Source organism: Streptomyces sp. CA-179760 (assembly GCF_050937045.1).
Taxonomy (GTDB): Bacteria; Actinomycetota; Actinomycetes; order Streptomycetales; family Streptomycetaceae; genus Streptomyces.
On the sequence record NZ_JBNJLZ010000001.1, the window covers coordinates 7,130,575 to 7,150,030 of the forward strand.

The 19,456-nt window shown below is 69.9% G+C and carries 12 protein-coding genes and 2 pseudogenes; 10 read left to right on the forward strand and 4 right to left on the reverse strand.

Annotated elements, in window-relative coordinates:
- Nucleotides 1-32 precede the first annotated feature (32 nt).
- Complete coding sequence (locus ACQEV8_RS32520; RefSeq protein ID WP_432967255.1) at nt 33-1,235, reverse strand: trypsin-like serine peptidase; 1,203 nt, start codon at nt 1,233-1,235, stop codon at nt 33-35.
- 212 nt (nt 1,236-1,447) lie between these two features.
- On the reverse strand, nt 1,448-2,680 hold the full coding sequence (locus ACQEV8_RS32525; RefSeq protein WP_432967257.1) for a trypsin-like serine peptidase: 1,233 nt from the start codon (nt 2,678-2,680) through the stop codon (nt 1,448-1,450).
- Nucleotides 2,681-3,011: 331 nt separating this feature from the next.
- Between ACQEV8_RS32525 and ACQEV8_RS32530 the strand changes: the two genes are divergently transcribed.
- The 4 genes from ACQEV8_RS32530 (at nt 3,012) to ACQEV8_RS32545 (ending at nt 9,639) form a co-directional block, all read left to right on the forward strand.
- On the forward strand, nt 3,012-4,565 hold the full coding sequence (locus ACQEV8_RS32530) for an aminotransferase class III-fold pyridoxal phosphate-dependent enzyme (RefSeq protein ID WP_432967260.1): 1,554 nt from the start codon (nt 3,012-3,014) through the stop codon (nt 4,563-4,565).
- 91 nt (nt 4,566-4,656) lie between these two features.
- Nucleotides 4,657-6,687 (forward strand): IucA/IucC family protein, encoded by a 2,031-nt coding sequence (locus ACQEV8_RS32535; RefSeq protein ID WP_432973162.1) that lies wholly within the window; start codon nt 4,657-4,659, stop codon nt 6,685-6,687.
- Nucleotides 6,688-6,768: 81 nt separating this feature from the next.
- Nucleotides 6,769-7,506 (forward strand): GNAT family N-acetyltransferase, encoded by a 738-nt coding sequence (locus tag ACQEV8_RS32540; protein ID WP_432967263.1) that lies wholly within the window; start codon nt 6,769-6,771, stop codon nt 7,504-7,506.
- Nucleotides 7,507-7,662: 156 nt separating this feature from the next.
- Nucleotides 7,663-9,639 carry an ATP-dependent DNA helicase gene (locus ACQEV8_RS32545; RefSeq protein ID WP_432967267.1) on the forward strand — a complete coding sequence of 659 codons (1,977 nt, stop codon included), beginning with the start codon at nt 7,663-7,665 and terminating at the stop codon, nt 9,637-9,639.
- A gap of 179 nt (nt 9,640-9,818) precedes the next feature.
- Here the strand turns inward: ACQEV8_RS32545 and lexA are convergent, their stop codons facing one another.
- A complete protein-coding gene (gene lexA / locus ACQEV8_RS32550) occupies nt 9,819-10,598 on the reverse strand; it encodes a transcriptional repressor LexA (RefSeq protein ID WP_215118136.1) in 780 nt (259 codons plus the stop codon).
- A gap of 631 nt (nt 10,599-11,229) precedes the next feature.
- Here lexA and nrdR point away from each other — a divergent pair.
- Together nrdR and ACQEV8_RS32560 are read left to right on the forward strand one after the other, a co-directional pair.
- A pseudogene (gene nrdR / locus ACQEV8_RS32555) lies at nt 11,230-11,789 on the forward strand (transcriptional regulator NrdR).
- Nucleotides 11,790-11,953: 164 nt separating this feature from the next.
- Entirely contained in the window at nt 11,954-14,833 is a 2,880-nt protein-coding gene (locus ACQEV8_RS32560) for a vitamin B12-dependent ribonucleotide reductase (RefSeq protein WP_432967272.1), read from the forward strand.
- Between the two features lie 120 nt (nt 14,834-14,953).
- Here ACQEV8_RS32560 and ACQEV8_RS32565 read toward each other — a convergent pair whose 3' ends face one another.
- A complete protein-coding gene (locus ACQEV8_RS32565) occupies nt 14,954-15,487 on the reverse strand; it encodes a TerD family protein (protein ID WP_432967275.1) in 534 nt (177 codons plus the stop codon).
- 155 nt (nt 15,488-15,642) lie between these two features.
- Here ACQEV8_RS32565 and ACQEV8_RS32570 point away from each other — a divergent pair.
- The 4 genes and pseudogenes from ACQEV8_RS32570 (at nt 15,643) to ACQEV8_RS32585 (ending at nt 19,240) form a co-directional block, all read left to right on the forward strand.
- Nucleotides 15,643-16,247: pseudogene (locus tag ACQEV8_RS32570) on the forward strand (DUF4937 domain-containing protein).
- A gap of 255 nt (nt 16,248-16,502) precedes the next feature.
- Nucleotides 16,503-17,162 (forward strand): histidine phosphatase family protein, encoded by a 660-nt coding sequence (locus ACQEV8_RS32575; protein WP_432967278.1) that lies wholly within the window; start codon nt 16,503-16,505, stop codon nt 17,160-17,162.
- Between the two features lie 12 nt (nt 17,163-17,174).
- Nucleotides 17,175-18,080, forward strand: coding sequence for an ADP-ribosylglycohydrolase family protein (locus ACQEV8_RS32580; RefSeq protein WP_432967281.1), 906 nt, complete (start codon nt 17,175-17,177; stop codon nt 18,078-18,080).
- A 458-nt stretch (nt 18,081-18,538) separates the two neighbouring features.
- The gene (locus ACQEV8_RS32585; protein WP_432967284.1) at nt 18,539-19,240 is read left to right on the forward strand and encodes a ribonuclease HII; all 702 of its coding nucleotides are present in this window, start codon (nt 18,539-18,541) and stop codon (nt 19,238-19,240) included.
- Nucleotides 19,241-19,456 lie beyond the last annotated feature (216 nt).

Here is a 19,456-nt window from a genome sequence, read left to right on the forward strand (position 1 = left end):
TCCGCAGGGAGCGGGCCTTCGGCGCGCTTCGGTCAGCGACCGCCGTACGTCTTGCTCATGTTCTGGTAGAGCGCCTCGGCGTCGCGGCCCAGCTGCGGGCCCGCCAGCCAGGAGTTGTCGGCCGGGCCGATCGAGGTGTTGGACACCAGCACGGACTTGCCGTCCCGCACCCGGAACCAGCCGCCGCCGGACGAACCGCCGGTCATGGTGCAGCCGATGCGGTGCATCGTCGGCAGGGTCGGGCTGAGTGAGAACCGGCCGGGGATGTCGACGCACTTGAACATCTTCAGGCCGTTGTAGGGCGGCGCGGCCGGGTAGCCCCAGGCGCCCATCTTGCGCGCCTCGGCCGCGGAGGGGGCGGAGAAGTCCACGTCCAGCGCGGCGCCGACCGTCTCCTCCAGGGACTTGCCGCCCCGCTCGGGCTTCACGTGCAGCACGGCGTAGTCGTACGCGGCCCCCTCGCCACCGGTCTCCGAGCCGCCCTTGATCCACTGGTTCGAGGTCGAGGCCCAGTCGGCCCACCAGTTGCCGTACGGGGCGATCTCGGCAGGGTTCGCGTTGGTCAGCTCCGCCTCGGACTTGCCGTAGTCGTTGTAGGCGGGGACGAAGGTGATGTTGCGGTACCAGCCGCCGTTGCCACCGGCGTGCACGCAGTGGCCCGCCGTCCACACCAGGTTGGACTTGCCCGGGTGGTTGACGTCCTTGACGACCGTGCCGGAGCAGACAGCCGGGCCGTCGGGGGAGTCGAAGAAGACCTTGCCGACCGGCGCCGCGTTCCGGTGGTACGGCGTCTTCTCCGCCTGTGCCCGTACGGGCGCCGGATCCGGGTCGCTGACGCCCTGACCGGCCGACGCGTCCTTCGTCGTGACCGTCTTGTCGGCCTCCTTCGCGGACTGCATCCGGTCCGGCTTCCAGAGGCCCTCGATCACCGGGTTGACGAAGTCCTTGGCGTCACTGAGCCACTTGTCCTTGTCCCAGTCCTTCCAGCCCCCGTCCTTCCACCGGTCGGCGTCGATCCCGTGCTCCTTGAGCTTGCCGGCGAGTTCGGCCGGGATCCGTACCTTGCCGCCGCCGTCCGCGGCCTGCGAGGTGGTGGCGTCGGGCTTGTCGCTCGCCGAGTCCGCCGAACCGTCACAGGCGGTGGCCGTGAGTGCCAGGGCGGCGACGAGCCCGGTCGCGGCGAGGACGGTGCGCCGCCCGCGGTTCGGTGCCGCGGACGTACGTGTGGAGCGCATGGTGCGATGACCCCCGTTGGTGCGTGCTGTGCGTGCTGTTGGTGCTGGGGTGCTGCTGCGTGTGGATGTCATGTGCTTGTCACGCAGAGGCCTCGGTGTGGCCTGCGATGCGCGACACCCCACTATGCCCGGGGAGTTGGGGGCGAACGGCGGTGGGCCGGTGAAGGTTTCCGTGAGTCCCCGGCCCCACCGCCGTGCTGATCAGCCTGCCGTCAGCGGCCCGCGAACTTCTTGCTCACCGAGTCGTACACACCCTTGGCCACGTCGCCCAGGCGCGGTCCGGCCAGCCAGCCCGACGTCACCGGGCCGATCGAGGTGTTGGACACCAGCGCCGGCTTGCCGTCAGTCCCCGGCGCGATCCAGCCGCCGCCCGAGGAACCTCCGGTCATGGTGCAGCCGATGCGGTACATCGTCGGATCCGACGCCGTGATCGACAGCCGCCCGGGCCGGTCCTGGCACCGGTACAGCTTCTGCCCGTCGAACGGCGGCGCGGCCGGGTAGCCGATCGCCGTGACACTCTTCGTCTTCGGCACGGCGGGAGCCTTGAAATCGACCGGCAGCGCCGAACCGGTCATCTCCTCCAGCGACTTGCCGCCGCTGCCCTTCTCCGGCGTCACATGGATCACCGCGAAGTCGTACGGAGCGCCGTCGCCGCCCGTCGAACCGCCCTGCTCGATCCACTGGTCAGAGGTCTGCGCCCAGTCGCCCCACCAGACACCGTAGGGAGCCACGTCCTCCCGGGTGACGTTCTCCAGCTCCGCGACCGGCTTGCCGTCGTCGTTGTACGACGGAACGAACGCGATGTTGCGGTACCAGCCGCCCTTCTTGCCCGCGTGCACGCAGTGGCCCGCCGTCCACACCAGGTTGGACTTGCCCGGGTGGGCGGGGTCCTTCACCACCGTCGCCGAGCAGACGGCCGAGCCCTTGGGGGAGTCGAAGAACACCTTCCCGGCCGTGGGGGCGTTGGCGTGGTAGGACGGCGGCACGGCCTGCGCTTCGACGGGCTCGGGCGTGGGGTCGGTGACGCCCTGGTCACCGGCGAGGTCGCTGTCGTCCACGCCCTGGTCGGGCTCCTCGGCATCCCGCATACGGTCCGGGTCCCAGAGGCCTTCGATGATCGGGTTGATGTACTCGTTGGCCTCGCGCAGCCAGTCGTCCCGGTCCCAGTTCTTCCAGGCGCCGTTCTTCCACTTGTCGACGTCGATCCCGTGCTCACGGAGCCGGTCCCTGATGTCGTCCGGGATCTTGAGCTTGCCGTCGTCGGAGGCGGAGGCGGAGGCGGCCGCGGATGAGGAGGCCTCACCGCCCGCCGCGGCGTCACCCGACTCGCAGGCGGTGGCGGTCAGTGCGAGGGCCGAGGCGAGGGCGGCGGCCAGCACGGGGGAGTTCCTGCGGCGCGTCCACCCCCCTCGGCTGGTGGTGGACGACGGCCGTATGGATCGCATGATCTGACTCCCCCTGATGTGAACGAACTGGGACGAACCGGCGCCTCGGGTGCGGTGTCCGGCGAACTCGCGGGGAGTTCGGGCCGGCCTCCCGGCGCCCGGGAACGGCACCACACACTATGCGGTGGCTGTGGGGGCGATCCGACGGGACCGCAACAGTTCCGTCACGGAAAGGATCTTGAAGCAACCCGTAACCCGGTGAGCGGTCGGGGGTTGGTAGCGGTGGGGGGTCTGCTGTCTGCGTGCGGTCCTCTGTGCCCGTGCCCAGTGGGAGGTCAGGGAAGTCGTGGCGAAATCCACCCGTGGGGGATGTGCGTCAGAGGAGGTCGCTGTGGGGCGTACGCCGGTGAGAACCCTCCCGGGTGGTGCGGTCGACGGCGACACGGCACCAGGAACGCGCGCCGCACAGGAGGGCATCCTGCGCCGCCAGTCCGCGCGTGAGCCCGCGGCCCGGACGTACGCCCGGGCCCTGCCGATCGTCCCGGTGCGGGCGCGGGGGCTGACCATCGAGGGCGCTGACGGTCGCCGCTACCTGGACTGCCTCTCGGGCGCCGGCGCGCTCGCGCTCGGGCACAACCACCCCGTCGTCCTGGAGGCCATTCGCAAGGTCCTCGACTCCGGTGCTCCGCTGAACGTCCTCGACCTGGCCACCCCCGTCAAGGACGCCTTCATCACCGAGTTGTTCCATACTCTGCCGCCAGGCCTCGCCGACCGGGCCCGGGTGCGCTTCTGCGGACCGGCCGGCGGCGACGCCGTGGAGACCGCCTGCGAACTCGTCCGCGCGGCGACCGGGCGGACCGGCCTCATCGCGTTCGCCGGTGCCTGCCACGCAAGGGCCGCCGGGCCGCCCGACGCGTCCACCGTCGCCCACGACGTACGGGTCACCCGCCTGCCCTATCCGCAGGACTACCGCTGCCCGTTCGGAGTCGGCGGCGAGGCCGGTGCCGACCTCGCCGCCCGCTGGACCGAGTCCGTCCTGGACGACCCCGATCCGGGAGTACCGCTCCCCGCCGGGATGATTCTCGAGCCCGTCCAGGGCGAGGGCGGGGTGATCCCGGCGCCGGACGCCTGGCTGCGGCGCATGCGGCAGCTGACGGCCGACCGGTCCGTCCCGCTGATCGCCGACGAGAGCCAGACGGGCGTCGGGCGGACCGGCGCTTTCTGGGCGGTGGAACACAGCGGAGTGACCCCCGACGTGATGGTCCTCTCCAAGGCCATCGGAGGCAGCCTGCCGCTGGCCGTCGTCGTCCACCGCGACGACCTCGACGCCGGCGAACCCGGCGCCCCCACCGGCACCTTCCGCGGCAACCAGCTCGCCATGGCAGCCGGCACGGCAACCCTCGCCCACGTCCGGGAGAACCGCCTCGCAGAGCGCGCGGCGACTCTCGGTGCGCGCATGCTGAACCAACTTCGTTTGCTGGTAAGAGAGTTCCCCTGTGTAGGGGATGTCCGGGGGAGGGGGCTGATGATCGGGGTGGAATTCGTGGATCCCGAGGGGGAGGCAGGAGAGAACGGGGAAGTCGCGGGACTTGGGCGGATTCCCGGGGGATCGGTAAGTGGTGACTGGGGCGCCGATGGGACTGGGGGACGCTGCCGGGACCACGCGGCGCAGGCATCCGCCCCACTGAAGGCACCGGTTGTCCCGGACCGAGCGCGCCGGCCCCTTCCCGCCGCGCCCGAACTTGCCGCCGCGGTCCAGCGGGAGTGCCTGCGGCGCGGCCTCATCGTCGGACTCGGCGGCTCTCACGCGAGCGTCGTACGACTGCTGCCGCCGCTGACGATCACCGACGAACAGGCGACCGCCGTGCTGGACCGCCTGGCCGACGCCGTGCTAGCGGCCGCTCGGTGCCACGCGGGCGCGGCAGCGGAGCCGTATACGCCGTGAGCCCTCGGCTTCCAACCAGCGAGCCGCGTGGAACTCCTCGGCTCGTACGCCCCGACCGCACGTCCCTGAACCACTCCACGAGGTAACCGTGCTGAACGCCCTTCCCGAGCCCAACGAACACGCCGCGATGCGGGGAGCAGGCCCCGTCGACGCCCGGCTGCCGCGTGCGTGCGCGGAGTCGGCGGTTCCTGGTCAGAGGCCCGGCTCACCGTCCGCCGAGGAGCTGAGCCCCGGACCCGTCACCGAACTTCTGGACCACCCCGACCCGCACATCGCCGCCCAGGCGGCCGCCGTGGAGAACCTGCTGCGCTGCTGGGTGCGCGAGAACGACCAGCCCGCCCCCGCCGACGGGATCCTTCGCATCCCCCTTCCCGCCAGCGGCACGGCCCTTCTCGCCCCGGTCCGCTATTGGTCCCTGACGGGCTGGCACCGCTTCGGCCCGCCGCAACTGGCCGACGCCCCCGACCACGCCCCGTCGGCCGATGCCGTCACCGTCGCCGCCCTGCTCACCAGAGAGACGTTCACCGAAGGCGCCGACACCGACACCGGCACTGGCACCGACACCTGCGTCAGCCCCGCCCCGGACTCCGGTCTCACAGGCGCCCACGACCCCACCGTCGGTGTCGCTGCCGGCGACGGCCTCGGCGGCGTCTCGCTGGTCGCGGGCGTCGCCGACTCCCTCCGCCGTGTCGCCGCCTTCGTCAGCGATCGCCGGGAACATCCGGCCGACGGGTCTGACCTCTTCCTCGCCGCGGAGCAGGCACTCGTCCTCGGACACCCCCTGCATCCGTCACCGAAGAGCCGAGAGGGCCTCTCCGAGACCGAAGCCCGGCTCTACTCACCCGAGTTGCGCGGCTCCTTCCCTCTGCACTGGCTGGCTGTCGCTCCCTCCGTCCTCGCCACCGACTCCGCCTGGACCGAACGCGGCCGGACCGTCCCCGCCGCCCGGCTCACCGCACGCCTGGCCGGCACATGCCTGCCGCTGCCGGACGGGTACGCCCTGCTGCCCCTGCACCCCTGGCAGGCGGGTGAGGTCCGGCACCGTCCCGAGACGGCTGCCCTGCTGGACTCGGGGCTGCTCCGTGACCTCGGCACTCACGGCACTTCCTGGCAGCCCACCTCCTCCGTACGAACCGTCTACCGAACCGATGCCCCCGCGATGCTCAAACTGTCGCTGGGCCTGCGCATCACCAACTCCCGCCGCGAGAACCTCCGCAAGGAACTCCACCGGGGCGTCGAGGTCCACCGCCTGCTCCGCAGCGGACTCGCGCAGCAGTGGCGTGCCGTGCACCCGGGCTTCGACATCGTGCGCGACCCGGCCTGGCTGGCTGTAGACGATCCCGACGGTGCTCCATTGCCCGGACTGGACGTGGTGATCCGCCACAACCCGTTCACCCCCTCCGACGACGTTTCCTGCGTGGCCGGACTCGTCTCGCCGCGCCCGAGCTCGCCGGCCCGGCCCGGGGCCGTTCCGGACCGCCCGGAGGCCCATCGCCCGGTACTTCGGTCCAGGCTGGCCGAGGTCGTCACGCGTCTCGCCCGCCGGACCGGCCGACCGCACGGAGCCGTTGCCGCCGAGTGGTTCCTGCGCTACCTCCAGCATGTCGTGCGCCCCGTTCTGTGGCTGGACGCTGAGGCCGGCATCGCCCTGGAAGCGCACCAGCAGAACACCCTGCTTGTCTTGAACGCCGAGGGCTGGCCCACGGGCGGCCGCTACCGCGACAACCAGGGCTACTACTTCCGCGAGTCCCGGCGCGCGGAGCTCGAAGCCCGGTTGGCCGGCATCGGAGAACAGAGCGACACGTTCGTCCGTGACGAGGTCGCCGACGAGCGCTTCGCCTACTACCTCGCCGTCAACAACGTGCTCGGCCTCATCGGCGCGTTCGGCTCCCAGGGACTGGCCGACGAGCGGCTGCTGCTCGCCGCCTTCCGCCGCTTCCTGGGAGACGTAGCCTCCGGTCCGGCCCGGCTGCGCACGTCGCTGCCCGCCCGCCTGCTCGACTCACCGGTGCTGCGCTGCAAGGCCAACCTGCTGACCCGGCTGCACGGCCTCGACGAACTCGTCGGCCCGGTCGACACCCAGTCCGTCTACGTCACCATCGCCAACCCCCTGCACTCCTGATCGCCCTGACCGTCCCCGACCACAACCGACCTCTCTCATCTCTGCGGACATGCCCACCTCCCCTACTGAGAGGAGCGTTCGGTGCCCTTCGCCGATCCCACCACCGCCCCCGGTACCGCCGCTCCCCTCACGGCCGTCCTCGGCTCCGATGCCGGTGAGGGCGAGTGTGGCGAGGACACGATGGATCTGAGGCTTCCGGGCGTCGTCTCCCTCACCACGACCCGTGACACATCGGTCCTCCCGGCTGCGGCCGACCTCCTCGACCACGTCGCCGACTGGGGCCCGGCCCGTACCTCCGCAGGCGACTTCCACCTCGTCCCCGTGCGTGTCGACCGTGACCTTCCGCTGATCAGCGGATGGATGAACGACCCTGCCGCGGCGTTCTGGGAGCTGTCCGGACCGCAGGACAGGACCGAGGACCACCTACGGGCCCAGCTCGCCGGCGAAGGACGCAGCGTGCCGTGCGTCGGAGTGCTGGACGGAACGCCGATGAGCTACTGGGAGATCTACCGAGCGGACCTCGACCCGTTGGCCCGCCACTATCCCGCCCGGCCTCATGACACGGGGATCCACGTCGTCGTCGGCGCTGTCGCCGACCGGGGACGCGGTCTGGGCGGTCTGCTGTTGCGTGCCGTGGCCGATCTCGCTCTCGCGCAGCGGTCCTCCTGCGCCCGCGTCATCGCAGAACCCGACATTCGCAACACCCCCTCCATCGCCGCCTTTCTGACCGCCGGCTTCCGGTTCTCCGCCGAGGTCGCCCTGCCCGAGAAGCGGGCCGCCCTCATGGTCCGAGACCGGTCTCTCCGGCATCTGCTGTAGCGCTGTGTCACCGCCGCATCACTCATTGAACGCGGCGCGTGGCGCTGTAGTTCCCACGAGCACCCACCCCGCCGAGGAGCCCAAGGTCTTGATCCCGTCCCCCGCCCCCGCCTTGATCACCCGTTTGTCAGTGCCGGGTCGTAGGGTGGTCGCGCTATGACGAAGCCCTCACTCCCCGAACTCCTGCATGCTGCCGTCACCGCCGTCGGCGGTACGGAGCGCCCCGGTCAGGTGACCATGGCCGAATCCGTCGCGGAAGCGATCGACGGCGGCTCCCACCTGCTGGTCCAGGCCGGCACCGGCACCGGCAAGTCCCTGGGCTACCTGGTGCCCGCGCTCGCGCACGGGGAGCGTGTGGTCGTCGCGACAGCCACCCTGGCCCTGCAGCGCCAGCTCGTGGAGCGCGACCTGCCGAGAACGGTCGAGTCGCTGCACCCCCTGCTGCGCCGCCGCCCGGAGTTCGCGATGCTCAAGGGCCGGTCGAACTACCTGTGCCTGCACCGTCTGCACGAAGGTGTCCCGCAGGACGAGGAAGAGGGCCTCTTCGATCAGTTCGAGGCGGCCGCGCCCACCAGCAAGCTGGGTCAGGACCTGCTGCGGGTGCGCGACTGGGCCGACGAGACCGAGACCGGGGACCGTGACAACCTCACGCCCGGTATCTCGGACCGGGCCTGGGCCCAGGTGTCGGTGTCGTCGAGGGAATGCCTGGGCGCCTCGAAGTGCGCGTACGGAGCGGAGTGCTTCGCCGAGATGGCCCGCGAGCGGGCCAAACTCTCCGACGTCGTCGTCACCAACCACGCGCTGCTCGCCATCGACGCCATCGAGGGCGCCCCGGTCCTTCCGCAGCACGAGGTGCTGATCGTCGACGAGGCCCATGAGCTGGTCTCCCGGGTCACCGGAGTCGCCACGGGTGAGCTGACCCCGGGCCAGGTCAACCGGGCGGTGCGCCGCGCCGCGAAGCTCGTCAACGAGAAGGCGGCGGACCAGCTCCAGACCGCCTCCGAGGGGTTCGAGCGGCTGATGGAACTGGCGCTGCCGGGCCGGCTCGAGGAGATCCCCGAGGATCTCGGCTACGCACTCATGGCATTGCGCGACGCGTGCCGCACCGTCATCTCCGCGATCGGCGCGACCCGCGACAAGTCCGTCCAGGACGAGGACGCGATCCGCAAACAGGCTCTGGCGTCCGTGGAGAACGTGCACGACGTGGCGGAGCGGATCACGAACGGCTCCGAATGGGACGTGGTCTGGTACGAGCGCCACGACCGCTTCGGCGCCTCCCTGCGCGTCGCCCCCATGTCGGTCTCGGGTCTCCTGCGGGAGAAGCTCTTCGCGGATCGCTCCGTTGTGCTGACGTCCGCGACGCTGAAGCTGGGCGGCGACTTCAACGGCGTCGGTGCCTCCCTCGGCCTCGCCCCCGAGGGCACCGAGGGCGGCGACCTCCCTCAGTGGAAGGGCATCGACGTCGGCTCGCCTTTCGACTACCGCAAGCAGGGCATCCTGTACGTCGCCAAGCACCTGGCGCGCCCCGCACGGGACGGCGATCGCGCGGACATGCTCGACGAGCTCACGGAGCTGATCCAGGCGGCGGGCGGCCGCACCCTCGGCCTGTTCTCCTCCATGCGGGGGGCCCAGCTGGCCGCCGAGGAACTGCGCTCCCGGATCCCGGAGTTCCCGATCCTCCTCCAGGGCGAGGAGACGCTCGGCGAGCTCATCAAGAACTTCGCGGCGGACCCGAAGACCTGCCTGTTCGGCACGCTGTCGCTGTGGCAGGGCGTGGACGTACCAGGGCCCAGCTGCCAGCTGGTCGTGATGGACAAGATCCCGTTCCCGCGTCCCGACGACCCCTTGATGAGCGCCCGCCAGAAGGCCGTGGAGGACGCGGGCGGCAACGGCTTCATGGCGGTCGCCGCCACCCACGCCGCGCTCCTCATGGCCCAGGGCGCCGGCCGTCTCGTACGGGCATCGGGCGACCGCGGTGTGGTCGCCGTGCTGGACCAGCGGCTCGCGACGGCCCGCTACGGCGGCTATCTGAAGGCGTCGATGCCTGACTTCTGGTTCACGGCCGACCGTAATCAGGTGCGGAAGTCGCTGGCGGCGATCGACGCGGCGGCGCAGGAGACGGAAGCGGGATGAGTCTCGGGGGTCGGTCCGCGGCCGCGGAGTCACACGCCGACCCCCGCCACGCACCTCGGCCCCAGGCTGACCTACGGGCTACCGGGCCCGGACAGCACAGGGCCCCGGAACCGGCGCAGAGGTCCCGGGGCCCGGTCAGAGGGCGGGCCCGCTGGGCCCACCCGACGCGGTGCGTGGCGTCAGACGCGGCGCAGCACGGCCACCACCTTGCCGAGGATGGTCGCGTCGTCGCCGGGGATCGGCTCGTAGGCCGCGTTGTGCGGCAGGAGCCAGACATGGCCGTCCTCGCGCTTGAAGCGCTTGACGGTGGCCTCTCCGTCGAGCATCGCGGCCACGATGTCGCCGTTCTCCGCGACCGGCTGGCGGCGGACCGTCACCCAGTCGCCGTCGCAGATCGCGGCCTCGATCATCGAGTCGCCGACGACCTTCAGGACGAACAGCTCACCGTCGCCGACGAGCTGGCGGGGGAGAGGGAAGACGTCCTCGACGGACTCCTCGGCGAGAATCGGGCCACCGGCGGCGATGCGGCCGACCAGCGGGACGTAGGACGCGGCCGGCTTGCCCGCGGTGTCCGTGGGCTGCACGGAGGCGGCCTGGTCCGAGCCGCGCACCTCGTACGCACGCGGGCGGTGCGGGTCGCGGCGCAGGAAGCCCTTGCGCTCCAGTGCCATCAGCTGGTGTGCGACGGAGGAGGTGCTGGAAAGGCCGACGGCCTGTCCGATCTCCCGCATCGACGGCGGGTAGCCGCGCCGCTGCACTGAGTCCCTGATGACCTCGATCACGCGGCGTTGGCGGTCGGTGAGTCCGGAGCTGTCAGCCCGGATGCCGGGAGGTCGTCCCGGCAAGGAGCGCTTGTGCCCCTCCGGGTTCGTAACTTCGTTCATCGCGTGCACCGGCTCGAGTCGGCCCTGGGAGCGGTCCTGGGCAGTGATGGTGGCGCTGTCTGCGGTGGTGGTCACGTCGGCCCCTCTCGATGGTCTCCCTGCTGGACAACGGTAGTTGGTTTCGAAAGGTTGCGCCAAACACACGTTCGAGTGAAAAATCGCGAATCGACTGTCGCGATCATGTGTCCGGGTGTATTGGCTGCCGTGTTTCCTGGCGGGCGAAAGGGTCCATTGCTGTACTCTTCACCGCCGGGGTGATCGCCTCGTGGACTGTTGCCCCAGTCTGCCATCCGGCATTCCCCTGCCCTGGGACCAGCGGTCATCTGTGCGGGAGTCCCACGCCCCCTCCTCGCGGCGCTCACCGTATCTCCGCATGTGCCGCAGCGATACGGCCGTGCGTGAACTGGTGCGGCTGCGCACGCGTGGCGCGTCCGTCCGCGCGCGAAAAGCAGGGTGGCGCTGTGCGGCGTGGGGCGGTGCGGCTCGGCTTGCCCGCCTCACCTGCGTCTGCGCGTGCGACACGCGTGGACGGTGTGGATGTATGAGCCAATCCCCACATCTAGTGGTTGGATTGCAGCAGCAGCCCACAAGTTGTGGTCCCCCGGGTCTCGGTGCCCATGGTCATCGCCTATGCTTGGGACTGCTTCGTGGGGCGCAAGATGCCCAGCGAGGCCATTGAGTCTGCTGTGAGGAGGGTTGGGAGTTCATGCACTGCCCCTTCTGCAGGCACCCCGACAGCCGTGTCGTCGACAGTCGTACGACCGACGACGGCACGTCGATCCGCAGGCGCCGCCAGTGCCCGGACTGCTCCCGTCGTTTCACGACCGTGGAGACGTGCTCGCTCATGGTGGTCAAGCGGTCAGGAGTCACCGAACCCTTCAGTCGTACCAAGGTCATCACCGGTGTGCGCAAGGCATGCCAGGGACGGCCCGTCACCGAGGACGCGCTCGCCCAGCTCGGCCAGCGGGTCGAGGAGGCGGTGCGGGCCACCGGAAGCGCCGAGCTGACCACTCACGACCTGGGGCTGGCCATTCTCGGTCCGTTGCAGGAGCTCGACCTGGTCGCCTATCTGCGATTCGCCTCCGTCTACCGGGCGTTCGACTCGCTCGAGGACTTCGAGGCGGCCATCGCGGAACTGAGGGAAGAGACGGGACGCACCGACGCGGACGACGACGACCGCGAGGACGCGGCTGCGGGGAGCCGGGAAGACGACGGCGGGCCTGGGGGACGAAGCAGGTCCCCGAGCCCGCAGGCGCCGCCGACTGACCGGCGGGCCGGACCCGGACGGCAGCTCCGGGCCCGGCCGGGCGGCGGCGACGTGAAGACCTGTTGCGGGCGATGCGAGTCGGTGCCCGCAACACCAGACAGAACACCGTGCCACGGGAACAACGGGGCACTTCAGGGCGTTTTCGCCCGTACAGGGAGGCGGCATGACAGAGACGGCGAGCGGTCCGGCACGGAGTTCCCGCGCCAAGGGCACCAAGGCGAACAAGGGGCTGCGTATCGAGCGCATCCACACCACCCCTGGGGTCCACCCCTATGACGAGGTGGCGTGGGAGAGCCGTGACGTCGTCATGACCAACTGGCGCGACGGCTCGGTCAACTTCGAGCAGCGCGGCGTCGAGTTCCCCGACTTCTGGTCGGTGAACGCGGTCAACATCGTCACCAGCAAGTACTTCCGCGGTGCCGTCGGCACCCCGCAGCGTGAGACCGGCCTCAAGCAGCTGATCGACCGCATCGTGAAGACGTACCGGAAGGCCGGAGAGGACCACAAGTACTTCGCCTCTCCCGCCGACGCCGAGATCTTCGAGCACGAGCTGGCGTATGCCCTCCTGCACCAGATCTTCAGCTTCAACAGCCCTGTCTGGTTCAACGTCGGCACCAAGCAGCCCCAGCAGGTCTCCGCCTGCTTCATCCTGGCCGTCGACGACTCCATGGAGTCGATCCTCGACTGGTACAAGGAAGAGGGCATGATCTTCAAGGGCGGCTCAGGCGCCGGTCTGAACCTCTCCCGGATCCGCTCCTCCAAGGAACTCCTGTCCTCCGGTGGCAACGCCTCCGGTCCGGTCTCCTTCATGCGCGGCGCCGACGCCTCCGCAGGAACGATCAAGTCCGGTGGCGCCACCCGCCGTGCCGCCAAGATGGTCGTCCTCGACGTGGACCACCCGGACATCGAGGACTTCATCGAGACCAAGGTCAAGGAAGAGGAGAAGATCCGCATCCTGCGGGACGCGGGCTTCGACATGGACCTGGGCGGCGACGACATCGCGTCCGTCCAGTACCAGAACGCCAACAACTCGGTCCGTGTGAACGACGAGTTCATGACCGCGGTCGAGCAGGGCGGCCAGTTCGGCCTGCGCGGCCGGATGACCGGCGAGGTCATCGAGGAGGTCGACGCCAAGGCGCTCTTCCGCAAGATCGCCGAGGCCGCGTGGGCCTGTGCCGACCCCGGCATCCAGTACGACGGCACCATCAACAACTGGCACACCTGCCCCGAGTCCGGCCGGATCACCGCGTCGAACCCGTGCAGCGAGTACATGCACCTGGACAACACGTCCTGCAACCTGGCCTCGCTGAACCTGATGAAGTTCCTCAAGGACGACGGCAAGGGCAACCAGTCCTTCGCGGCCGAGCGCTTCCAGAAGGTCGTCGAGCTGGTCATCACCGCGATGGACATCTCGATCTGCTTCGCCGACTTCCCGACCCAGAAGATCGGCGACAACACGCGCGCGTTCCGCCAGCTCGGCATCGGCTACGCCAACCTCGGCGCCCTGCTGATGGCGACCGGCCACGCCTACGACTCCGACGGCGGACGCTCCCTCGCCGGATCCATCACCTCGCTGATGACCGGTACGGCGTACCGGCGCTCCGCCGAACTCGCCGCGGTCGTCGGCCCGTACGACGGCTACGCCCGCAACGCCGACGCTCACAAGCGCGTCATGCAGCAGCACTCGGACGCCAACGACAAGGCCGTCCGTATGGACGACCTGGACACCCCGGTGTGGGCCGCAGCCAGCGAGGCCTGGCAGGACGTGGTCCGCCTCGGCGAGAAGAACGGTTTCCGTAACTCCCAGGCGTCCGTGCTCGCCCCGACCGGCACCATCGGCCTCGCGATGTCCTGCGACACCACCGGTGTGGAGCCCGACCTCGCGCTGGTCAAGTTCAAGAAGCTGGTCGGCGGCGGCTCGATGCAGATCGTCAACGGCACCGTCCCGCAGGCCCTGCGCCGCCTCGGCTACCTCGAAGAGCAGATCGAGGCGATCGTCGCCCACATCGCCGACCACGGCAACGTGATCGACGCCCCGAGCCTCAAGCCCGAGCACTACGAGGTGTTCGACTGCGCCATGGGTGAGCGGTCCATCTCCGCGATGGGCCACGTCCGCATGATGGCCGCGATCCAGCCGTGGATCTCCGGCGCCATCTCCAAGACGGTCAACATGCCGGAGTCGGCGACCGTCGAGGAGGTCGAGGAGATCTACTTCGAGGCCTGGAAGCTGGGCGTCAAGGCGCTCGCGATCTACCGCGACAACTGCAAGGTCGGCCAGCCGCTCTCCGCCAAGAAGAAGGAGGCGGAGAAGGTCGAGGAGCCCGCAGCCGTCGAGGCCAAGGTCGAGAAGGTGGTCGAGTACCGCCCGGTCCGCAAGCGCCTCCCGAAGGGACGTCCCGGCATCACCACGTCCTTCACCGTCGGCGGTGCCGAGGGCTACATGACCGCCAACTCCTACCCGGACGACGGTCTCGGCGAGGTCTTCCTGAAGATGTCCAAGCAGGGCTCGACCCTCGCGGGCATGATGGACGCCTTCTCCATCGCGGTCTCCGTCGGCCTCCAGTACGGCGTCCCCCTGGAGACGTACGTCTCGAAGTTCACGAACATGCGCTTCGAGCCGGCCGGCATGACGGACGACCCGGACGTGCGGATGGCGCAGTCGATCGTCGACTACATCTTCCGTCGCCTGGCGCTGGACTTCCTGCCCTTCGAGACGCGCTCCGCGCTCGGTATCCACTCCGCCGATGAGCGCCAGCGCCACCTCGAGACGGGTTCGTACGAGCCGAACGAGGACGAGGTCGACGTCGAGGGCCTGGCCCAGTCGGCGCCGCGCGCCCAGGAGCTGAAGGCCGTCTCCGCGCCGAAGAACGAAGTGGCGGCCCAGCCCGCCCCGCAGCAGGCCCACACCAGCGCCGAACTGGTGGAGATGCAGCTGGGCATCCAGGCCGACGCCCCGCTGTGCTTCTCCTGCGGTACGAAGATGCAGCGCGCCGGTTCGTGCTACATCTGCGAGGGCTGCGGCTCGACCAGCGGCTGCAGCTGACGCCGAGCGCCTGAGCCGATGACGGAGGGGCACCGCCTTCGGGCGGTGCCCCTCTTGTCGTGCGCCGGCCGCGGGTCCCGGTCGCGGGCGCGGCGGACCGTGTGCGGCGGCGGAAGAAGCTCAGGGCCGGCGTGCGGCGCCCATCGTCCTGGCGAAGTCGGACGGGTCGCCCTCGAAGCCGTGCAGACCGCGGCGGTACTCCCACGGACCCGAGCCGTCCCGGACGAACTCCGCGACCGTCGCCGCCGTGGCGCCGAGGACACCGCCGAAGTCGTCCTCCGCGAGGACCGTGTACCCCTCGCGGATCCGCAGGCCCGGGTTGATCACGCTGACGAAGGTGCGCTCCGCCGGGCGCTGCTGGATGACGACACCGACCACCACGCGCGCGTACCGGTCGGCGAGCCGGCCGAGTTCCAGCGTCATGACCTCGTCGTAGCCGAAGCCCTGGCCGTCCTTGCTGTCCCGGTTGAGATAGATGGTGCCGTCGGGGGAACGGCTGTCGAAGTGCACCACGTAGGCGGGATCGCCGTGCGGGTCGTCCGCCGGATACGTGGCCGCGACGAGATCCAGATCGGTGGACGGATGCCCTGCCGGACTGGGATCCCACCTCATCGCGATCTCGATCTTGCTCAGTCCCTTGTTGAGCCCGTCCACCAGAGTCCCCTTCCCCGTACCGACCCGCCTGTTCGCCCCAACTGCCGGGCGCTTGCCACTGTTTGCCCATCCTGCCACGCGTGCGGGTGCGCGCGGGGAGGAGTGGTTCGGCCGAGAGTGACCGGGGCCACGCTCCGTGGCCTTACCATGGCGCGGTGCTGGTCAAGTGGATTCGCTGCACCGTGGTGGACCGCCGCGGGTTCGAGCGGGGGCAGCGGAAGTGGGCGGGGCTTCTGGGGGAGCCGGGGTTTCGCGGGCAGGGGGTGGCTGGAGCCGGGGGCGGCCGGATGTGGCGCACATCTTCGCGTTCTGGGAGAGCCGTGCCTTCTACGACTCCTTCATGGCGCGGTCCCACGACCGGCTGGCGTCGGCCCAGTCGGGCACCTTCAAGGACGCCCAGGTCAGGCTCTTCGACTACCGCTTCGACGTGAAGACCGGCTTCGAACCTCGCTTCACGGACGCCGACCTGCTGCGAGTGGCGCTCTGCCGTGCCCACGAGGAGCGGGCCGAGCATTTCGTGCTGATGCAGGAGAAGGTCTGGAACCCGGCGATGGCCGGCTCTCCCGGCATGGTGCGCGGGCTGTTCGGAGAGGCGCCCGGGCACGAGTTCCTGGTGCTGTCGATGTGGCGCTCGGACGCAGAACACGGCAAGTACCGAACCGAGCGCGTGGAGCGGCTCGCCCTGAGGGCTCAGACGGAGGCGGACGTGGCGGCGCTCACCGGAGACATCGTGGGCATGGAGTCGAGCTGGACCGTCTGATTCGGACGGCTCGGATGGCCCGGACAGCCCGGACAGCCCGGACAGCCCGGACAGCCCGGACAGCCCGGACGGCCCGGACGGCCCGATTCGGAAAAGTCTGATTCGGGCGGTCCGATTCAGAATGGTCTGGGCGGATTGGTTCCGGTCGGCAACGGGCGTGACCTGTGTGACCTGTGGTGCAGGATCTGTGTGACCTACGCTGTATGGGTGAGGTATGAGTGCTGCGCAAGCGCTCACCCGATCTAGGGTCTTGGCATGGCACGACCACGGCGCATCGTCCTTGTCCGGCACGGCGAGTCAACGGGCAATGTTGATGACTCCGTGTACGAGCGTGTACCCGACCACGCCCTGTCGCTGACCGAAAAGGGCCGGCGGCAGGCGGAGGCGACGGGAGAGCGGCTGCGTGACCGGTTCGGTGGTGAACACGTCAGTGTGTACGTCTCCCCGTACCGCCGTACGCACGAGACGCTGCGCTCCTTCCATCTCGACCCCGACCTCATACGTGTACGTGAGGAGCCCCGGCTGCGCGAGCAGGACTGGGGCAACTGGCAGGACCGGGACGAGGTCCGTCTCCAGAAGGCCTATCGGGACGCGTACGGTCACTTCTTCTACCGTTTCGCCCAGGGGGAGTCCGGCGCCGACGTCTATGACCGGGTCGGCGGTTTCCTGGAGAGCCTGTTCCGCAGTTTCGAGGACCCCGACCACCCGCCGAACGTCCTCATCGTGACCCACGGTCTGGCCATGCGGCTGTTCTGCATGCGGTGGTTCCACTGGACGGTCGCGGAGTTCGAATCGCTGGCGAACCCGGGGAACGGCGAGGTGCGGATGCTCGTTCTGGGGGAGGACGGCAAGTACACGCTTGACCGGCCGTTCGACCGCTGGCGAGATCCCGAACCCTACGGGATCACCGGATAGAGTGGCAGGGCGATGACCGCTGACTCCTCCCCCGAAGGGCGCTTGGACCGCGCCCTGGCCAGTCTGCGCGGACTGGCCGTCGGAGACGCCCTGGGTTCCCAGTACTTCGTGCCGGTGAACTACCCGCTGCTGAAGCGCCGAGAGGTGCCTTCCGGACCGTGGCAGTGGACCGACGACACAGAGATGGCCTCTTCCGTCGTCGCCGTGCTGGCCGCACACCATCGCGTCGACCAGGACGCCCTGGCCCGCTCCTTCGCCGAGCACCACGACTTCGACCGCGGCTACGGCCCCGCGGTCAACCGGCTGCTGCGACTCGTCCGGGAGGGCGGGGACTGGCGTGAACTCGCCGCGGCGCTCTTCAACGGGCAGGGGTCCTGGGGGAACGGCGCCGCGATGCGGATCGCCCCGCTGGGCGCCTGGTACGCGGGCGACCCGGAGCAGGCGACCCACCAGGCGGAGATCTCGGCCTACACCACCCACCAGCACCGCGAGGCGGTAGTCGGTGCGATGGCCGTCGCCGCGGCCGCCGCCTTCGCGGCCGCCCCCGGCGGGCCGCCCGGTGCCGAGGCCCTCCTCGACGGGGTCATCGACCTCGTACCGAAGAGCGCCGTGGGCGCGGGGCTGCGCCGGGCCCGGGACATGCTCGACTACGGCGACCCGGCCACGGTCGCGGCGGTACTGGGGTGCGGCCGGCGCACGACCGCCCACGACACCGTGCCCTTCGCCCTCTGGTCGGCGGCGAGAAGCCTCGGTGACTACGAGCAGGCGTTCTGGACGACCGCGCAGGTCGGCGGGGATGTCGACACCACCTGCGCCATCGTCGGCGGCGTGATCGCCGCGGGCAAGGCCGGGGCGCCGCCCGCCGAATGGGTGGGGCGGACAGAACCGCTCCCGGGCTGGGTGCCCGCGTCGGCGTAGCGGCAAGAGCCCTTCCACCTCTTCGAGAACTCTCCGTGGACAGCGGGAACCTTCCGTAGTCGCCCGCTCCTCTTTCCGTCCCGGCGTCGCGCTTCGCTCCCTGATTCACTAATGCGATATGAGGTGGGCCGAGGGGTTCATGCCGTGATCCTCGGGGCCGTGGAGCCTGCCATCGAGATGCTGTGAGAGGTCATCAACCGGGGAGTCAGGAGAGGCTAGGTGCGCTTCTGGCGCTGCGAACGGCTCTGCCCTGGAGGTCATCCCCACGACGATGATGTGCCGCTCCGGGATGTGCGGTTGCGAATGGCAGGATCATGAAATCGAGGAGATGATCGACCAGTTGACGGTTCCGCTGCTGCTGCCGAGCGGCTCCTTGCGGGGGCTCGCGAGAGGCGTGACGCCGCCAGGGCGGGCCGGGGTGTCGCGGGCGCTTCCCGGCGGCGTAACCTAGGGGCGCCATGCCGTACGAACCACCTACTCACACCGTCGAGCGCTCCCTTCGAGCCACGACCGGAGCGAAGATCGTTGCAGGTGTCGACGAGGTGGGGCGCGGCGCGTGGGCCGGCCCTGTCACCGTCTGCGCGGCGATCACCGGACTACGCCGGCCGCCCGAGGGCCTGACGGACTCGAAGCTGCTCACCATCAAGCGGCGCACCCAACTCGCCGAGACACTGCGGACGTGGGTGACGTCGTACGCCCTGGGTCATGCCTCCCCGGAGGAGATAGACGATCTGGGGATGACGGCCGCCCTGCGCCTCGCGGCGGGGCGTGCGCTGGATGCCCTGCCGGTCCGCCCGGACGCGGTCATCCTCGATGGCAAGCACGACTATCTCGGCACGCCCTGGCGGGTCCGTACGGTGATCAAGGGCGACCAGTCCTGCGTGGCGGTGGCCGCGGCATCGGTGATCGCCAAGGTTCAGCGCGACAAAATGATGGCCGAACTGGGTATCGACCATGCAGACTTCGGTTTTGCGGACAACGCCGGGTATCCATCCCCCGTGCACAAGGCCGCACTGGCGGAGCGGGGCCCCACCCCCTACCACCGGTTGTCATGGGCGTATCTTGATGCGCTGCCCCAGTGGCGGCACCTCAAGAAGGTCCGCAGCTGGGCGGACGGAAGTGTTCCGGAAATCGAGGGTCAGCTCGGCTTCGATTTCTGACGGTTTCGTTCGCACTCGTGCGCTACCCGCCGACGCGGGCCGTACCAACGTTTGATAGATATCAACTCATGCCTCTCATTCCCGAGGAGCCTCAGATTCACGAGAGTGCCCAGGGTCCCCGCGCCACTCCGGCCAGCGGCCGCACCGCGCCGACCCCCGTCCCGTACCCGGCCCCCGTCCCGCGGCTCCGTCGCGTCCCGGTCGTCCAGGCCCTCT

Bases quoted from the DNA above. Each gene is read 5' to 3' on its own strand.
- ACQEV8_RS32520 (WP_432967255.1), bottom strand. From the start codon at position 1,235: ATGCGCTCCACACGTACGTCCGCGGCACCGAACCGCGGGCGGCGCACC.
- ACQEV8_RS32525 (WP_432967257.1), bottom strand. From the start codon at position 2,680: ATGCGATCCATACGGCCGTCGTCCACCACCAGCCGAGGGGGGTGGACG.
- ACQEV8_RS32545 (WP_432967267.1), top strand. From the start codon at position 7,663: ATGACGAAGCCCTCACTCCCCGAACTCCTGCATGCTGCCGTCACCGCC.
- ACQEV8_RS32560 (WP_432967272.1), top strand. From the start codon at position 11,954: ATGACAGAGACGGCGAGCGGTCCGGCACGGAGTTCCCGCGCCAAGGGC.
- ACQEV8_RS32575 (WP_432967278.1), top strand. From the start codon at position 16,503: ATGGCACGACCACGGCGCATCGTCCTTGTCCGGCACGGCGAGTCAACG.
- ACQEV8_RS32580 (WP_432967281.1), top strand. From the start codon at position 17,175: ATGACCGCTGACTCCTCCCCCGAAGGGCGCTTGGACCGCGCCCTGGCC.
- ACQEV8_RS32585 (WP_432967284.1), top strand. From the start codon at position 18,539: ATGCCGTACGAACCACCTACTCACACCGTCGAGCGCTCCCTTCGAGCC.